Origin of the sequence: Anabaena cylindrica UHCC 0172, assembly GCF_034931625.1 — a bacterium.
Classification (GTDB): domain Bacteria; phylum Cyanobacteriota; class Cyanobacteriia; order Cyanobacteriales; family Nostocaceae; genus Anabaena; species Anabaena cylindrica_A.
The window spans coordinates 1-15,796 of record NZ_JAYGGY010000132.1 but is presented as its reverse complement, the minus strand read 5'-3'; the positions used below and the strand labels follow the sequence as shown (position 1 = coordinate 15,796).

The 15,796-nt window shown below is 36.5% G+C and carries 21 protein-coding genes, 1 pseudogene and 1 riboswitch; of the genes and pseudogenes, 12 read left to right on the top strand and 10 right to left on the bottom strand.

All coding sequences use genetic code 11. The annotated features are described in order from the left end of the window. Window positions 1-407: 407 nt before the first annotated feature. Window positions 408-1,016, top strand: a complete 609-nt coding sequence (locus VB713_RS27180) for a hypothetical protein (RefSeq protein WP_323314601.1) — start codon at window positions 408-410, stop codon at window positions 1,014-1,016. A 49-nt stretch (window positions 1,017-1,065) separates the two neighbouring features. Here the strand turns inward: VB713_RS27180 and cbiE are convergent, their stop codons facing one another. After that, window positions 1,066-2,274, bottom strand: coding sequence for a precorrin-6y C5,15-methyltransferase (decarboxylating) subunit CbiE (gene cbiE / locus VB713_RS27175; RefSeq protein ID WP_323314600.1), 1,209 nt, complete (start codon window positions 2,272-2,274; stop codon window positions 1,066-1,068). 191 nt (window positions 2,275-2,465) lie between these two features. Next, window positions 2,466-2,631, top strand: a riboswitch (cobalamin riboswitch). A gap of 63 nt (window positions 2,632-2,694) precedes the next feature. On the opposite strand from cbiE, the gene cobG reads away from it, so the two are divergent. The 4 genes from cobG to cobJ are packed head-to-tail and all read left to right on the top strand — an operon-like array spanning window position 2,695 to window position 6,929. Beyond that, window positions 2,695-4,188, top strand: a complete 1,494-nt coding sequence (gene cobG, locus VB713_RS27170; RefSeq protein WP_323314599.1) for a precorrin-3B synthase — start codon at window positions 2,695-2,697, stop codon at window positions 4,186-4,188. Continuing rightward, the gene (locus tag VB713_RS27165) at window positions 4,181-4,807 is read left to right on the top strand and encodes a precorrin-8X methylmutase (protein WP_323314598.1); all 627 of its coding nucleotides are present in this window, start codon (window positions 4,181-4,183) and stop codon (window positions 4,805-4,807) included. The genes cobG and VB713_RS27165 overlap by 8 nt, the downstream gene beginning before the upstream one ends. A gap of 2 nt (window positions 4,808-4,809) precedes the next feature. Further along, window positions 4,810-5,514 carry a precorrin-2 C(20)-methyltransferase gene (locus VB713_RS27160; protein ID WP_323314597.1) on the top strand — a complete coding sequence of 235 codons (705 nt, stop codon included), beginning with the start codon at window positions 4,810-4,812 and terminating at the stop codon, window positions 5,512-5,514. Continuing rightward, window positions 5,511-6,929: a precorrin-3B C(17)-methyltransferase gene (cobJ, locus tag VB713_RS27155; RefSeq protein WP_323314596.1), complete on the top strand. Its 1,419-nt coding sequence runs from the start codon at window positions 5,511-5,513 to the stop codon at window positions 6,927-6,929. Before VB713_RS27160 ends, cobJ begins: the two co-directional genes overlap by 4 nt. A gap of 322 nt (window positions 6,930-7,251) precedes the next feature. On the opposite strand, the gene VB713_RS27150 is transcribed toward cobJ, so the two are convergent. Then, entirely contained in the window at window positions 7,252-7,428 is a 177-nt protein-coding gene (locus VB713_RS27150) for an element excision factor XisI family protein (protein ID WP_323314595.1), read from the bottom strand. A 7-nt stretch (window positions 7,429-7,435) separates the two neighbouring features. Next, on the bottom strand, window positions 7,436-7,630 hold the full coding sequence (locus VB713_RS27145) for an element excision factor XisI family protein (RefSeq protein WP_323314594.1): 195 nt from the start codon (window positions 7,628-7,630) through the stop codon (window positions 7,436-7,438). A 195-nt stretch (window positions 7,631-7,825) separates the two neighbouring features. Here VB713_RS27145 and VB713_RS27140 point away from each other — a divergent pair, with 195 nt between their 5' ends. The 5 genes from VB713_RS27140 (at window position 7,826) to VB713_RS27120 (ending at window position 9,924) form a co-directional block, all read left to right on the top strand. Next, window positions 7,826-8,320 carry a hypothetical protein gene (locus VB713_RS27140; RefSeq protein ID WP_323314593.1) on the top strand — a complete coding sequence of 165 codons (495 nt, stop codon included), beginning with the start codon at window positions 7,826-7,828 and terminating at the stop codon, window positions 8,318-8,320. A gap of 44 nt (window positions 8,321-8,364) precedes the next feature. Further along, on the top strand, window positions 8,365-8,682 hold the full coding sequence (locus VB713_RS27135) for a hypothetical protein (protein ID WP_323314592.1): 318 nt from the start codon (window positions 8,365-8,367) through the stop codon (window positions 8,680-8,682). Continuing rightward, the gene (locus tag VB713_RS27130) at window positions 8,679-9,041 is read left to right on the top strand and encodes an aspartyl protease (protein WP_323314591.1); all 363 of its coding nucleotides are present in this window, start codon (window positions 8,679-8,681) and stop codon (window positions 9,039-9,041) included. The genes VB713_RS27135 and VB713_RS27130 overlap by 4 nt, the downstream gene beginning before the upstream one ends. Window positions 9,042-9,181: 140 nt before the next feature. Continuing rightward, window positions 9,182-9,496 (top strand): hypothetical protein, encoded by a 315-nt coding sequence (locus VB713_RS27125; protein WP_323314590.1) that lies wholly within the window; start codon window positions 9,182-9,184, stop codon window positions 9,494-9,496. A 5-nt stretch (window positions 9,497-9,501) separates the two neighbouring features. After that, on the top strand, window positions 9,502-9,924 hold the full coding sequence (locus VB713_RS27120) for an HNH endonuclease (protein WP_323314589.1): 423 nt from the start codon (window positions 9,502-9,504) through the stop codon (window positions 9,922-9,924). A gap of 68 nt (window positions 9,925-9,992) precedes the next feature. Here VB713_RS27120 and VB713_RS27115 read toward each other — a convergent pair. The 3 genes and pseudogenes from VB713_RS27115 to VB713_RS27110 all read right to left on the bottom strand — a co-directional run bounded on the left by VB713_RS27115 (window position 9,993) and on the right by VB713_RS27110 (window position 11,900). After that, a pseudogene (locus tag VB713_RS27115) lies at window positions 9,993-10,329 on the bottom strand (XisI protein). Then, on the bottom strand, window positions 10,317-10,484 hold the full coding sequence (locus VB713_RS28375) for an element excision factor XisH family protein (protein ID WP_416242490.1): 168 nt from the start codon (window positions 10,482-10,484) through the stop codon (window positions 10,317-10,319). The pseudogene VB713_RS27115 and the gene VB713_RS28375 overlap by 13 nt, the downstream one beginning before the upstream one ends. Window positions 10,485-10,658: 174 nt before the next feature. After that, complete coding sequence (locus VB713_RS27110; RefSeq protein WP_416242489.1) at window positions 10,659-11,900, bottom strand: ISL3 family transposase; 1,242 nt, start codon at window positions 11,898-11,900, stop codon at window positions 10,659-10,661. A 196-nt stretch (window positions 11,901-12,096) separates the two neighbouring features. Here VB713_RS27110 and VB713_RS27105 point away from each other — a divergent pair, with 196 nt between their 5' ends. Together VB713_RS27105 and dcm are read left to right on the top strand one after the other, a co-directional pair. Next, on the top strand, window positions 12,097-13,371 hold the full coding sequence (locus VB713_RS27105; protein ID WP_323314588.1) for a hypothetical protein: 1,275 nt from the start codon (window positions 12,097-12,099) through the stop codon (window positions 13,369-13,371). Continuing rightward, on the top strand, window positions 13,340-14,467 hold the full coding sequence (gene dcm, locus VB713_RS27100; RefSeq protein WP_323314587.1) for a DNA (cytosine-5-)-methyltransferase: 1,128 nt from the start codon (window positions 13,340-13,342) through the stop codon (window positions 14,465-14,467). The genes VB713_RS27105 and dcm overlap by 32 nt, the downstream gene beginning before the upstream one ends. A 150-nt stretch (window positions 14,468-14,617) precedes the next feature. Here the strand turns inward: dcm and VB713_RS27095 are convergent, their stop codons facing one another. From VB713_RS27095 to VB713_RS27080, 4 genes are read right to left on the bottom strand one after another with little or no spacing between them, the layout of a single operon-like run. Next, window positions 14,618-14,947 (bottom strand): XisI protein, encoded by a 330-nt coding sequence (locus VB713_RS27095; RefSeq protein WP_323314586.1) that lies wholly within the window; start codon window positions 14,945-14,947, stop codon window positions 14,618-14,620. Then, entirely contained in the window at window positions 14,935-15,351 is a 417-nt protein-coding gene (locus VB713_RS27090) for a XisH family protein (protein WP_323314585.1), read from the bottom strand. Before VB713_RS27090 ends, VB713_RS27095 begins: the two co-directional genes overlap by 13 nt. Before the next feature lie 51 nt (window positions 15,352-15,402). Further along, on the bottom strand, window positions 15,403-15,624 hold the full coding sequence (locus tag VB713_RS27085) for a type II toxin-antitoxin system HicB family antitoxin (RefSeq protein WP_168539219.1): 222 nt from the start codon (window positions 15,622-15,624) through the stop codon (window positions 15,403-15,405). Further along, window positions 15,621-15,755, bottom strand: a complete 135-nt coding sequence (locus tag VB713_RS27080; RefSeq protein WP_323314584.1) for a hypothetical protein — start codon at window positions 15,753-15,755, stop codon at window positions 15,621-15,623. The genes VB713_RS27085 and VB713_RS27080 overlap by 4 nt, the downstream gene beginning before the upstream one ends. Window positions 15,756-15,796: the final 41 nt, after the last annotated feature.

Here is a 15,796-nt window from a genome sequence, read left to right as displayed (position 1 = left end):
TACCCTACGGGAAGCAAGCTACAGAATGACACTTTTAACCCGTTTTTAGTATAGAATCCTTATGAAATCAGGAATGGAGACAAGTGATATTTTCTCACAATCATCAAAGTTGACTCAAAAGCCTTTATTCTCCTGACTCCTGTATTCTCTATCCTGAATGCTTACACTTAATTTACCCAGAAGTCCGCACCAGCGGGCTTATTTACTATATTCATAACTTCTCAAATTGAGTTCGAGATTTTTAGTTTTACCTGATACTGCATTTCTATTGCTGTGAAGACATAATAGTTAAATCAAGCCGCACCAACTACTATCACGGATTTTTAGGATTTCAGAGTTTTTTACCACCAATTACCAATTACCAATTACCAATTACCAATTACCAATTACCAATTAGGTTTGTTCCGATGTCAAAAGTTTATACTACCCAGGAACTCATCCAAATTTTAGCAAATGAACGCCAAGCTTGTCTAAAAGGAGAGCGTCTCAAGTTGGAGGTGACAGCCTCTGGCAATCCTGTTCTAGACCAGTTTATCACAACCGAAGGGCTGCAAAAGTTTACGGCCTATCAAGATTTTAAAGCTTCTATTCATGAATATCAACGAGAAAATCAAGTTTCTGGAATTGTTTGGAAAGATTTGACAATCAAGGGAAAAACCCTGAATTATCCAGAAGTTGACGCGCAGTTAATCGCATTAGATCATGATTTAGAAATATTGAAAAATGCAAAAAATTCTATTTTGGAATTTTGGGATGTAGTTACAGCACAAATGGAGCTATATTTGAGTGTGAGTAATGGAAAACTACACGAAAAAATTAATATATTAGATGTAAAAAGAATTGCTCAAAGAACAGAATGGGCAAGTTTGTTAAAATGGGAAAACACGAACTTTTTAGAAGTAATTTTACAAATGGGTTGGGGTCAACCAGAAGAAGCTGCTTATAAACGAGGAAGACCACATTCAGGTAGTGAATTTATTCATGCAGTTAATCCTGGTAATTATCCGATTGGCTGATTTCATCTGCGTTTACCTGCGTTTATCTGCGTTTAATTAATCAGGATTTTCATAACTTATATCCTACCCATTGCGTAACTTGAGACATTCCTTTCCAACCTAGAAATTTACCAATAGGTTCTGCACGTTGAATAGAAATGCGGGTGAAATTTCCTCCCACTTTTGCATACCATTCAAATAAGGTTTGTTCACCTTCTAAAGTGACAACATTAGCAACCATTCTCCCTCCAGGACGCAATGCATTCCAACAAATATCAAAAAGTCCTGGTGCGGTGACTCCACCACCAATAAAAATTGCGTCTGGTCTGGGTAAGTTTTGAATAACTTCCGGTGCTTTCCCGGTGATGATTTGTAAATTCGGTGTACCTAAAGCGGTAGCATTATCAGCTATATAATTTATTCTAGTTTCGTTTTGCTCAATAGCGATCGCCCGACATCGAGAATTACTCCGCATCCATTCTATCGAAATTGAGCCACAACCCGCACCCACATCCCAAAGCAACTCACCAGGTAAAGGTGCTAAGGTTGATAAAGTCACTGCTCTAACTTCCCGTTTAGTCAATTGTCCATCATGATGAAACGCACTATCGGGTAAACCAGGAAATCTCGATAAAGGCATTACCCCCACATCTGCGATACAATCAACTGCAATAGTATTTAAAGCTGCAATTTCCGTTTCTTGCCAAGATGCAGCAATACCTTCTAAAATACGTTCATGAATACCGCCCATTCTTTCTAAAACGGTAATTTTACTACCACCATAACCTCTATTTGTCAATAGTTCAGCCACAATTCCTGGTGTTTCCTCCCCCGCACTCAAAATCAATAATTTCGCACCAGGATAGATGTAAGATGGCAACAGAGAAGCAGGACGACCACATAAACTCAAAGTTTCTACTTCCGTTAAAGACCATCCTAATCTCGAACAAGCAAGACTAAAAGCCGAAGGTGCGGGAATAATAGTAATTTCAGAAATAGGAATATGCTTTATCAGAGTTGCACCCACACCGTAACACATCGGGTCGCCACTAGCTAACACGCAAATTGCTTGACCACGCCGTTGAATAATTTCTGTGATAGAAGTGCTAAAAGGAGATTTCCAGAGGATTTTTTCGCGTTGGTCTTCTGGGGGTAACATAGCCAGATGACGTTCCCCACCGACAATAATTGTAGCTTGATTGAGAAGAGAACGAGCGATCGCACTTAATCCCTCTAAACCATCTTCGCCGATTCCGACTATTGATAGCCACTTATTCATAATTTTTCATTGGTAATACCGCTACACGCCCTATAGCAATATCACAGTTTCAGCAGATTGGTTTAACCTATGACGAGGACGAAGATGTAAAGTGACGAAATATCCCCTGTGCAAAGTCTGAAGGATAAATTTGAAATTTATCTATTTCGCTGCTATTGATTCAAAGCGATCGCATAAATACCTCCTCGTGCTAAACTGCTAAATCTTAGAGTTGGGAAACTCCGGTTAAATTCCGGGACTGTGCCGCAGCTGTAAAGAAAAGGCAAAGAGTAAAAGGCAAAAAGCAAAAGAATTCCATTCTTCCTTTTACTTTTTATTTTCCAAGTCAGAATGCTAACTCTATGAATGTTATTGGATGTAAGGGAGGGATACCCCCACCCCTACTCTGTCTCTGCGTTGCACGGGGAAGGAGTTCTCATTTTGTTAACCGCGTCTACTGCTTGTCCAGGGTTGTTTTACAATATACCTGCCCAAGATGGCATCTTGTCTCGCATGAGAATACCAGGTGGGATTCTTAATAGTGAACAGTGTCAATTTATTGCAAACATAGCCGATAATTGTGGTGGGGGCTATGTTGATGTTACTAATCGTGCTAATTTGCAAATTCGGGAAATTAAAACTGGGATAAATATTGAAATTCTTCAGCGTTTACAGGAATTGGGTTTAGGTTCTGCCACCCCCACTGTAGACCATATCCGCAACATCATGACTAGCCCCACTGCGGGTATTGATCCTCAAGAATTAATAGATACCCTCCCCTTAGTTAAAGCTTGGGACGAATATATTACAACACATTCCCATCTTGCAGGACTATCTGCCAAATTTAGCGTTGGCTTTGATGGTGGTGGCAAGGTTTCGGTGCAGAATTGTGTTAACGATATCACCTTTGCAGCTGTCTCAGAAAATGGCAATGTTTACTTCCAGCTTTATCTGAATTTTGGAGAAAAGGGAAAAGCACCGAAAAATACAGGAATTTTGTTAAAACCAGATGAATGTTTACCAGCTTTAGCAGTTTTAGCTGATGTTTATCTAGATCACATAGGCGTAACGAGTCAACGCAAGCGACGTTTGCGAGAAGTTATCAATGATTTAGGTGTAGAAAATTATCTGCGTTTAGCTTTCCAAACCCTAGTTCCTAATTACTTTTCCCAATTACCAATTACCAATTACCAATTACCAGCCCAAATAGATATGATAACTGTTCCGGCAGACTCAATTGGTATTCATCCCCAAAAACAAGCAGGATTATTTTATATCGGTGTAGTGTTACCACTAGGAAGGTTGGAAACTCGGCAAATGAGTCATTTAGCTGATTTGGCAGCAAAATATGGTAATGGTAATCTCAGGCTAACTCCTTGGCAAAATTTACTTGTCACCGATATACCCCAAAAACAAGTTGCTGAAGTTGAGACAGAGATTGCCCGCTTAGGATTAAATATCTCATCAACTAACTTCAAAACTTCATTAGTTGCTTGTTCTGGTAAACGCGGTTGCGCTGCTTCAGCTACCGAAACCAAAGACCACGCTTTGGAATTAGCAGATTATCTAGAAAATCATATTACTCTAGAGCATCCAATCAATATTCACTTTAGTGGTTGTGTTAAATCTTGCGCTCAACACCAACAAGCTGATATTACCTTGTTAGGAGTCCGCATTCAGTCAGAAAATGAAACTATGGAGGGTTATCAACTCTATATTGGTGATGGTAATTTACAAAAATTTGGTTATCAACTCTATGAATATGTGACTTTTGCCGAATTACCGAACATCATTGCCAAAATGTTGTGTGTGTATAAAAATCAACGCTTAAACCTTAATGAGTCCTTCAAGGAATTTGTTTACCGTTATGACACATCCCAACTACAACGATTATTCACAGTTAAATCAATCCCAAAGCTCAAATCCCATGTCTAACTATATACGCGATGCTGACGAAATATACCGTAATTCTTTTGCGATTATCCGGGCAGAAGCCAATTTAGATATCCTACCACCAGATGTCGCTAAAGTTGCAGTACGAATGATTCATGCCTGTGGAATGACGGATATTGTGAGCGACTTGGGATATTCACCAAGGGCAGTGGAGTCAGGCAGAAAAGCCTTAGCGTCAGGCGCACCAATTTTGTGTGATTGTCGTATGGTAGCTGAAGGTGTAACAAGAAAAAGATTACCTACCAATAATCAAGTTATCTGCACCCTAAATGATCCAGAAGTGCCAGAAATAGCGAAACGGTTGCGAAATACGCGGTCAGCGGCAGCTTTAGAATTATGGCGTTTCCATTTAGACGGGGCAATAGTCGCAATTGGTAATGCACCTACAGCCTTATTTAGGATATTGGAAATGCTAGATGAACGTGTGCCACGTCCAGCATTAATATTGGGCTTTCCCGTTGGTTTTGTTGGTGCAGCAGAATCAAAAGCAGCTTTAGCAGCGAATAGTCGGAATGTCCCATTTTTAACTTTACATGGAAGGAGGGGCGGAAGTGCGATCGCAGCTGCTGCCATTAATGCCTTAGCAACAGAGGAAGAATAACAATGAACAGTGGAGGTCGTCTCTATGGAATTGGTGTCGGCCCAGGAGATCCAGAACTATTGACACTAAAAGCCCTGCGCTTATTACAATCTGCCCCTGTTATTGCCTATCAATCAGCAATAGACAAAGAAAGTATCGCCAGAAAAATAGTGTCGCCATATTTACCCGGCAATCAAATCGAGGTATCATATCATCTCCCCCGTGCCTTAGAACCCGAAAAAGCCAAATCCATTTACGACCAAGAAGTTGAACCCATTGCCGCACATCTGGCAGCAGGTCGTGATGTCGTTGTCTTGTGTGAAGGTGATCCGTTTTTCTACGGTTCATTTATGTATATCTTCACACGTTTATCTAACCAGTACCCAACGGAAGTTGTCCCTGGTATATCTTCACTCATGGCCTGCCCAGTGTCCTTGGGCGTTCCCTTCACCTACTACAATGATGTCCTGACAGTTTTACCCGCAACACTGCCTACAGAAATGCTCATATCACATCTATTAACCACAGATGCGGCCGCAATCATGAAACTCGGTCGCCATTTTACAAAAATAAGGGATATCCTGCATCAATTAGGCATGGCATCACGGGCAAAATATATTGAACGGGCAACAACAACCCAGCAGCGAATTATCCCCCTAGATGAAGTTAACCCAGAAGAAGTCCCTTATTTCTCAATGATCGTCATCCCGACCAAACAGAAACTATGAAAACAAGGGTTGCACCTGCCATCGTGGTACTGGGTCAAAATAGTGTGGCATTAGGACGGCAAATCATCAGTGTTTTGCCAGGAGCTAAATTATACGGGTTAGCCCATCGTACCTCAGATGTCGATGTGAGTTTTACAAATTTTGGCGAAACATTGCGGGAATTATTCGCTGCTGGGACACCTTTAATTGGCATTTGTGCAGCTGGTATTCTAATCAGAACTCTTGCACCTCTACTGACTAATAAAGGACAAGAACCGCCAGTATTAGCCGTAGCTGAAGATGGTAGTGCTGTAGTACCGCTTTTAGGTGGACTGAGTGGAGTCAATGATTTAGCACGTCAAATTGCCGCAGCTTTAAATGTGCAAGCAGCAATTACAACCACTGGAGATTTGCGTTTTCGCACAGCTTTGTTATCTCCTCCTGCTGGATATCATTTAGCTAACCCAGAAGATGCCAAAAAATTTATTGCTGATCTACTCGCAGGGGCAAAAGTTAAATTAGAAGGAATAGCCCCTTGGTTGAGTGAAAGTCAACTACCAATTGACCCCAATGGAGAGTTAACAATTCAGATAACCGAAGATTTGGGGACTCCTCAACCCAACTGTTTAGTTTATAAACTGGACAAGATTACTATTGACCCCGAAACCAATCAAAAACAACGCGGAAAATTAGCCATAATTGGTACTGGACCCGGTGCATCAAAATGGATGTCTCCCGAAGTTAAAGAAATACTTAATGCTGCAACTGATTTAGTCGGTTATAAAACCTACATAAATTTAATCGGTTCTCTAGCAGATGGTAAACATATTCATGAGTCCGACAACCGGGAAGAAGAAACACGGGCGAAAATGGCGCTAGACTTGGCCGCAGAGGGAAGATATGTAGTAGTAGTTTCTTCCGGCGACCCTGGTATTTATGCAATGGCCACAGCCGTATTTGAAGTCCTAGACCACTACAACAAACCAGAATGGCAAAATATTGATATTCAAGTTGCCCCTGGAATCTCCGCCATGCAAGCCACCGCAGCAGCCATTGGCGCACCATTAGGACATGACTTCTGTGTTATTTCCCTATCTGACATTTTGAAACCTTGGGAAATCATCACCCAACGTATTGCCGCAGCAGCCCAAGGTGATTTTGCGATCGCCTTTTATAATCCTGTTTCTAAAGAACGGACTTGGCAATTAACAGCAGCTAAAAACATTTTGTTGCAGTACAGAAAGCCAGATACCCCGGTAGTATTAGGGCGAAATTTAGGTAGACCTGGACAAGCGGTGAAAGTGATTACCCTTGAACAGTTAGAACCCACAGATGCTGATATGCGAACCCTAATTATTGTTGGTTCTTCTCAAACTCGGCAAATACAAAGTAATAATACTAATTGGGTTTATACGCCGCGCCGTTACCAAACCTAAAATAAATTAAAATTCTATCAAAAGGATCACGATGTAATAATGGCAGATTTACGAGTTAAGCAATAGTTTATTCGTCAAGATTGAGACTGTTTAGGAAGGTATATTTCAGGTGATGCTGGTAAGGGTAATTTACCTAATTGATATTTCACAGTTGCTTCCTACACAGAAACACAACTTAAATAGACATCATTGTTTAAATCACGAATATTATTTTGTAAATGAATCGGTAATTTTGCACAACCAATTAGAAATGTTTCTAGTATATCAAAAAGTTATGAATATTTTTTCTCACGCAAAGGCGCAAAGGAAGAATTTCAAGGTTTTAAGCAATTGCAAATTCTGTATATTGTCTGATATCGGCTGATTGGAAGGCTAAAACAATTTGATTTTTAGGAATACCAGCGTTAATAAGTTCGTTGGCTATACCGTATTCTGTTCCGTCTCTTTGAATCCAGATTTTATCGTTGATTATGTCAATATGAACTAAGCAACCATGCACTTGTTGATTATTTTCCCAGCAAGAGTGTTAGTAGTAGGTAATGGTTGGCGGTTTGGTCTATGATTAGTTGTATTTCTAGTTCACCGTAAGCGTAGGGAAGTTGGGAATATTCGGTTAAGATTTTTTGAATGATTTGGCGATATTTATCTAAGGTATCTATTGCAGTATAATCTCTTGTTTTGAGTCGAAGACAAGTAAACAAAGGCGTTGATTTTCTAATAATATTTTACCAATTGGTTATTGAAATTGTTGTGATTTTCGTTTTGTACAAAGGAAAAATGGAAACCGAAATAAAGGTTTTTGTAATGTTACCTATTGACAAATGATAAGGATTACGTACAATAGTACGTAATACTATCTTTAGCCTAACTCAGCGTTTCTTGAAAACGCAGGTATCATGTCAATTACAATTTTTAGCAATGCGTTCTCAGATGAGCTAATTACAGCCACTGAGTTGAATCGTCAACCTGGACGAATTCTAGACAAAGCTTATGAACATCCAATTACTATTACTAGAAATGACCAATCTTTTGCGCTGTTGCGTCGTGAAGATGTGGCTTATTTAGTGAAAGGGGTAACACAAAGTAAGGCTGTTTTTGAGGTGTTATCGGTGGCGTTTCGGTTATTATTAGGACAAAAAATAGGTTATGAGCATCCTTATGGATGGTTGAGCGTATTTGATGCTGATGAATTGCAAGATTTTATTAAAGAGGTGAGTGAGGCTTTTCGTTTAACTGATACTTCTAATCAGGCTTGGGATTTGATTGATGCTATTATTTATGAATGGAAAGAAAGTTCTATAGCTATTATTAGTCCTGAGTTAGCAGCAGCTTTTAATGATGAAAATAAAGAGGGAAAATTATGTTCCAATAATGGTAACAGTTGCAATTAAGCACAATTTAAGTTAAAATAATAACTAGAGTTGAGGTTAAAAATATGACTTACATAACATCAAAAAAAGTGGTAAGAAGAGGAAGAATTTTTCCTGAATTGACTATATCACCAGAAGAATTAGCCAGACGAGAAGCAGAAGATGAAATATTTTATCAGCGTTGTCGGGCAATTTTTGATCGTGTCCGTTCTGAATATATTGAAAGTCATTATGGTTGGTATATTGCCATAGAACCAAATAGTGGAGAATATTTAATTGATCAGGATAGGATGCAATCTCATAAAAGAATGTTGGAAAAATATCCTCAAGCTAGACACTTCGTTTTTTGTTTGAATGAAACGGGAACAACTGGCACGATATGATAGAGGGTTATTTTGGAGAAAATGGGCAATTGTTTTTTGAGATTGAATTAGTTACTAATGATGGCTTAAATCTTGCTGTAGATGCCCTATTTGATACTGGTTTTGCAGGTTTTATGGCTATTAATACACAAGATTTAGATGGATTAGAATGGGTGTATAGTGGGGAGGAAATGTTACGGACTGCTAAAGGTGAATCAAAATTTCAAATTTATTTAGGTCAAGTGATATTAGACGGAAAGCAGTATCAAATTCCTGTGAATGTAGGCAAAGGCATTAATGAAATTCTATTGGGTTCTGAGTGGTTGAAGTTGTTGCGTTTGGTGGTGGATTTTTCTGAAGGTATTTTAACTTTGGGTTGAATATTTTTATTTCTATCAAAGGACAAATGAAACCCGATACAAAGGTTTTTGTAAAGTTCTATATCTATTATTATTCCTGAGTTAGCAGCAGCCTTTAAAAAATAAGTTATAATAACAACAAACAAATTCTATAAAAACCTATGCCTACTCAAATTAATGCTCCTCCTGCGGTTGATTATGCACCTCTGGAATTACAAGGGGAATTAATCGCTATGCAAGAATTAACGATTGAGGAATTATTAACTATTGCTCAAAGTCAAATTCCAGAAAGTCAGCAAGAATTACATTTTCAACTATTAGAAAAAAATCAAAATAATCAATTAAGTGAATCTGATAGGTTATTGTTGAAATCGTTGCGGGTGAGTGCTGATTATTTAATGTTAAAAAAAGCTTATGCCTATGCACTTTTAAAGTGGCAAGGGTTTTCTCTTCCAGATTTTGAGCAATTAGTATAATACCAGTGTCATCTATTTCTAAATCTCTTCGTCAACAAGTTATTAATGAGGCTGGTTATAGATGTGAATATTGTCGCACATCTAGCCGTTTAATAGGTATGCCTTTGGTTATGGATCATATTTTACCTAGTTCATTGGGAGGAAATGATGAACGAGAAAATTTAGCTGCTTGTTGTTATCGTTGTAATGAGTTTAAAGGAGCGAAAATAACAGCTAATGATCCTGTAACGAATGAATCTGTATTTTTGTTTAATCCTCGTCAACAAGGATGGTTAGATCATTTTCAATGGGCAAATGGTGGTACTCATATTATTGGGATAACTGCTATTGGCAGAGGTACGGTTTTAGCTTTACGATTAAATAATGAAGATGTTGTCCAAGCTAGGGCTATTTGGATTAGTTTAAGTTGGCATCCTCCTAATGATTAATGATGAGTATTTTTGGGGTTTTTATCTCACGCAAAGGCGCAAAGACGCAAAGGAAGAATTGCAAGGTTTTAAGCAACTGCAAATTCTGTATATTGTCTGATATCGGCTGGTTGGAAGGCTAAAACTATTTGATTTTTAGGAATACCAGCGTTAACAAGTTCGTTGGCTATACCGTATTCTGTTCCGTCTCTTTGAATCCAGATTTTATCGTTGATTATGTCAATATGAACTAAGCAACCATGCACTTGTTGATTATTTTTCCAGCAAGAGTGTTAGTAGTAGGTAATGGTTGGCGGTTTGGTCTATTATTAGTTGTCTTTCTAGTTCACCGTAAGCGTAGGGAAGTTGGGAATATTCGGTTAATATTTTTTGAATGATTTGGCGATATTTATCTAAAGTATCCATTGCAGTATAATCTCTTGTTTGGAGTCGAAGACAAGTAAACAAAGGCGTTGATTTTCTAATAATATTTTACCAACTGGTTCTTGAAATAGTTCTGAGTAGGTTTCTTGACGAATAGTAAGATATAAGCGGCGTTCACGTTCTAAGCGTGTGAGAATGTCGTAATATTAAGATATATTGCCCTAAAGCATTTTCTAGGTCGGTGACTGGAGAAGCACCTATAAAGCTTTTGTTCCACTTTTAACAATGAGAGTGATGGAATAGTACTCAGGAAGGTAAAAACATGAATATCCATTATATAATGGCTCTTCGGTACTTGTTATGCTAAACTATTAAACATAATGCCAATTTAATAAGCATCTAATTCGGAAATTTTCAAAGTTTTTAAATCCATATCCCGATCGTTTTATTAGTTTAAGCTTGTTATTAATTCCTTCCACAGTACCACTGGTTGTCCTATTATCAAAGTAGGCTATAATTTCCTGATACCAACGAATAATAGTATTGTTGCTATTTGGGAAGTATTTTTTAGCTCTCGACAACCACATACCTAGTTTAAAAACTCCCGTATACCAATCCTGTGTAGTATTGAAAATTTTCCTAATCTTTTCTTTGAATTCGTGCATTTTCTTCAAAATAGGAGAGACATTTTTAACTTGAATCAGTTTCTCTAATTGCTCTTGGGTTAACTTATCTTCATTCTTAAGTAAGGGATATTTACTATTTTTTAATCCAGCTAATATTTCTTCATATTTAGATTTGTTTGTTGTATTTGCTTTTTTAATTAAATCTTCTACTTTTCGTTTTTCTCTTTTTCTTTGTGTATCTAATTCTTTATTGATCTGTGTCATTACGTGAAATCTATCGGCTACTACCTGAGCATTTGGCATTAATTCTGTTACCAAAGTTTTATAGCCACTCCATAAATCTATACTGACTTCTTCTATATTTTCTAAAATCTCTGTTCCCCATTCCATAAGGGTTTCCCGGATTATTTCTTGTGTTCGTCCGCTTAAAATTGCAATTAGTTTGCTCTGATCTAAATCTACTAATACTGCACAATAATTCCCATGTCCTTTCTTCACAGCTATTTCATCAATTCCCAGCCTTTTCAGATTTATAGGTTTTAAGTTTGGTAATTCTGATGATGCGTCTTTTAACATTCTTTCTATTTCATCTTTTGTTACTATACCTTTTGCTGCTACACTATGAATATCATTCTCTAAAACTTCTTGTATTGTTTTATGTGCCAGACGGTTTGTAAAAGTTCTTTTCTTTTTTACAAAATCTAAATCTTCACTAAACGGTTTTTTACATTGTTCACATTTAAACTGTCGGCGATTAATTTCTAAAAATATTTCTTTTTCTCCAAAGGGGAGGTCTTTAATAATATGTCTATGATTTTGATGTAATTTATGGCTGGTTGTGCCACATTTAGGGCAGATAGCAAACGACTTTTCTTGTTCAATTTGTAAAATCATTCCAATTCCGGTGTGAAGGCGATGTGATAGAACTTTTACACCGCTTAAATCCAGAATCTCTGTTAGAATTTTAATACCTCTTTTGCCAGTCATAACTTTAAGTTTATCTAAAAATAATTTGGATTGTATTTATAGTTAATAATGAATGCTATTTATATGTCAACCCCTACAAGACTTTTAGTCATTTATTGATGCATATTTTAAGATTATTTAGTGAGTATAGCTAATAGTTTAGCATAACAAGTACCGAAGAGCCTATATAATTAGCAAATTGTTTATTTGAATACCAATGCAAAATAATCAGAATGAATCTGTTAAGGTTGATGAAATAGCCAGCCTTTTAACAAGAGTTAAACCTCTAGAAGTCTATCCCCATGAAGAAGTGTTAGCAACAATTCTTATTCAGCAAGCTCTTGATAATGCAAAACGAACTTCTACTGCACCTGGAATATCACTAGCGGCTGCATTTGATTTAATTGTAGCTGCTGAATACTATGGAAAACTCGCTAATAAAGGATGGCTTTACTGTCCAAATGATAATTCTTCTCTTTTAATTTATCCGTATACTAATACTTGTCCAAGATGTATTTTGCAAGGAAGGTTTTCTTTTTATCATGCAAATAAGCCTCCATCTGGAACAATTGGTAAAACAACAAGTCGGTTATTATGTGTATTTTTAAAGCTATTATTTAAAATCAATTCCCAAGATTTAAAAATCTATCATGGTATTGAACCTATTGATGTCATAATTTATGATGAAAAAGAGAATATAGTGTTACTGTCAGAAGTTAAGGCTGCTCCACTTACTACTTTACCGTTAGCAGTACCTGTTGAAATACAAACTGAATTGGGAGAGGAAGGTGAATTATTATCTCGTTCACATTCGTCTACAGATAATTCTTTTCTTAGTTCATCTAATTTGCATATTATTCTTCCTCAATTGGAAGATCAGGTATATAAATATGAACTTATAAATTTAGGAATTAGAGGAAATAATAATTCCTCAGTATGGATATATGAGAAAATGGGAGCATCTTTTCATAAAGATAAGCAACTTTTCTCTCGTTATTTCCAGTTTTGGAGTATTGCTTATTCTACATATAATAAAGCTGCTAGGGTTAAGGGCGATTTACCAGAATCTATTTATTGGTTAACTAATGCTTGTGGACAACCTATTCCTAGACCTGTAAATTGGCCTCAAAGAAAAAGTGGTGAAGGGTACGAATCTATTTCTGATAGTAAATCTAGTGTGGGGATGGATAGAACTGATGATATTAAAAAAGGAATTTATCAAGTTTTAAAAATTGCCGCTTCGGAAAAGCCAAAGCATAGTAAAATAACAGTAAAGACGGCTCTACTCTCTAATATTCATGCTGTACGTCACTATAATGATTATTTGCTTGAACTTCAAGATATTGTATGGACAATAGATGAAACAAGACAAGCAAAAACCGTCGCCGATTTACCACCAGAAAAAGAAATTTTTAATCTCTTTGATGGTATAATAACCTTTACAGAAAGTCATATAAGAGATGAATGGATTAACCAAAAGTTTAGATTTTAATATTTCCTTAGAAGTGATTTCAAATCACATTGCTAGACGAGTAGGGGAGGATGTCCAAAAAAGAATTAATGCTCTGAAAATAGGGCAAAAAATGCAAGATTTACCTGAAGAACTTTGGCACGAAAGTTTTAAATTCTATGTAAAACATGATCCTAACCGACAAGGTGGACCAAATTTAAGAATGATTCGTCTTGATCCTGATAAACCTTCATTAACGGTTACAGGTTATATTTTTAATAAGTTTGTCCATCCCTATCAAGATAGATTTATTACTGTACGTGAAGCGGCTCGTTTACAAGGATTACCTGATGATTTACAGTTGCAGGGAACTTTAACAAGTAGTCAGCTTCAGGTTGGTAATGCTGTTCCAGTTCCACTTGCTAAAGCTGTATTTCAACAATTAGTTAAACAAGCTAATTTATTGGGATTTGAAAATCGTTCTTTGAATGCACTGAGTTTATTTAGTGGTGCGGGGGGTATGGATATTGGTGCTGATATAGTAGAGATAAAAACTAAGGTAGCTGTTGATAATTGGGGTGATGCTTGTGCAACTTTAAAGGGTTATTTTGGCGATCGCATTCAAGTTATAGAAGAAGATATTTCTCAGATTACAGATCCGTTAAGTTTTTGGCAAAATGTTTCTGCTGAAATTAATAAACCTGATATTATATTTGGAGGTCCTCCTTGTCAGGCGTTTAGTCAAGCTGGTAAACAAAGAGGTTTGCAAGATAAAAATGGTGGTATGATTTATGAGTTTTTAAGGTTTATTGAATGTTTACAACCTGCTTTTTTCGTGATGGAAAATGTTTCTAATTTGAAGGGTTTAGGAGGTGGAAAGCTATACCAAGAAATTTGGAAGAATATGATTGATTTAGGTTATAATGTTTCATCTGGTGTACTTTTAGCGGCTGATTTTGGGACTCCTCAATTAAGAAAGAGATTGTTTTTTATTGGTTGTAGAAAAGATATTGGTAGTATTGATTTACCGTTACCTACTCATAGTCCTAATTTTGAATTATTTGGATTATTACCTTATGTGAATGTAGGAGAAGCATTTGCTAATTTACCAGAAGCAGAATTTATTCGTTGTAGATGAATATTTTTTATTTCGCGCAAAGAGTTATGAAGCTATCTGATAAATTATAGGTTTATATCTTGCTTCGGGAATGGGTTTACCTGCTATTTTTGCAGCTTCTAACCAAGCAGCTTTAGCTTTGAGAACTTCTTGCTATCAATTTACAAAAATCTAACCCACTGCAAAACCAGTAAATTCCCTCACAAAAGGAGATTTAAAACCTAAAACTATATCGGTTTTTGGTACTCCTAATTCTACCAGTTCACTAGCTACACCTTCTTCAGTTAAATCTCGCTGAATCCAGATTTTTTCATCTCTAATATCTACATGAATAACTGTACCATAAGCCCTTTCGTTATTCTGCCATCCTACATGAACTACTAAATAACTATTTCTTTCACTATCAAAAATTAACTCCTTTTCTGTTCCTTCTGATCTATGATTTTCGGTATGTCTTGCTAACACGGTTTTTACTAATTCAGGATAATTCATTCTTTCCATAAAACAATCTCCTGTTTAATAATTTCAAAAATCAATAATTTTAATTTATGTTCAGCAATTATTTCTTGAATAAACGGAATTAGAAAAAACTCTTTGTATATGTCATTACCAATTGCTAAATATAAGATACGGTTGGGTTCTTTTTTTCTTAAAACAGTACGATAATTAAGTGTTTGTCCTAAAGCTGTATGAAATTCAGTAACTTCAGATTGTCCTAAAAAAGATTTTACCTCAACAGCTATTTTTTGACCTTCTTTTTCTGCTCCTAATAGTCTTTCTGCTCCTAAATCAATTCTAAAGTCAAGACCATCTACTGTAAATGATAAAGGATCATCAGTAATTAACCAACCATCTTTTTTTAAAGCTAATCTGACTGCATTATGAAAAAAGTCTTTTGCTGACATATTAATAATGAATTAAAAATCTAACCCGTGCAAATCCACTAAATTATAAAGTTATGAAGCTATCTGATAAATTACAGGTTTATATCTTGCTTCTGGAATTGGTTTACCTTCTATTTCCGCAGCTTCTAACCAAGCAGCTTTAGCTTTCAAAACTTCTTGCAGTGCTTCTTCTTCTGTTAAACCAAATCCTGAACAATATTTTAAATCAGGAATATCAGCAATATAACCTTCATCTTCTTTACTGTAGAAAATATTAATGTGATACTGCTTCATTGCTCATTCTCCAAAGTGAGTGCATATTCTTCAATCAAAATCAAAAATTGACGAACCTGATAAGGAATAGCTTTACCATTGCGATTTTGTAAGTTAATAAGTTCAGGGATAGTTGGACAGGGGAAACGCATCTAAATTATCTTGACAAAATGTAACTTATATGGATAGAGGA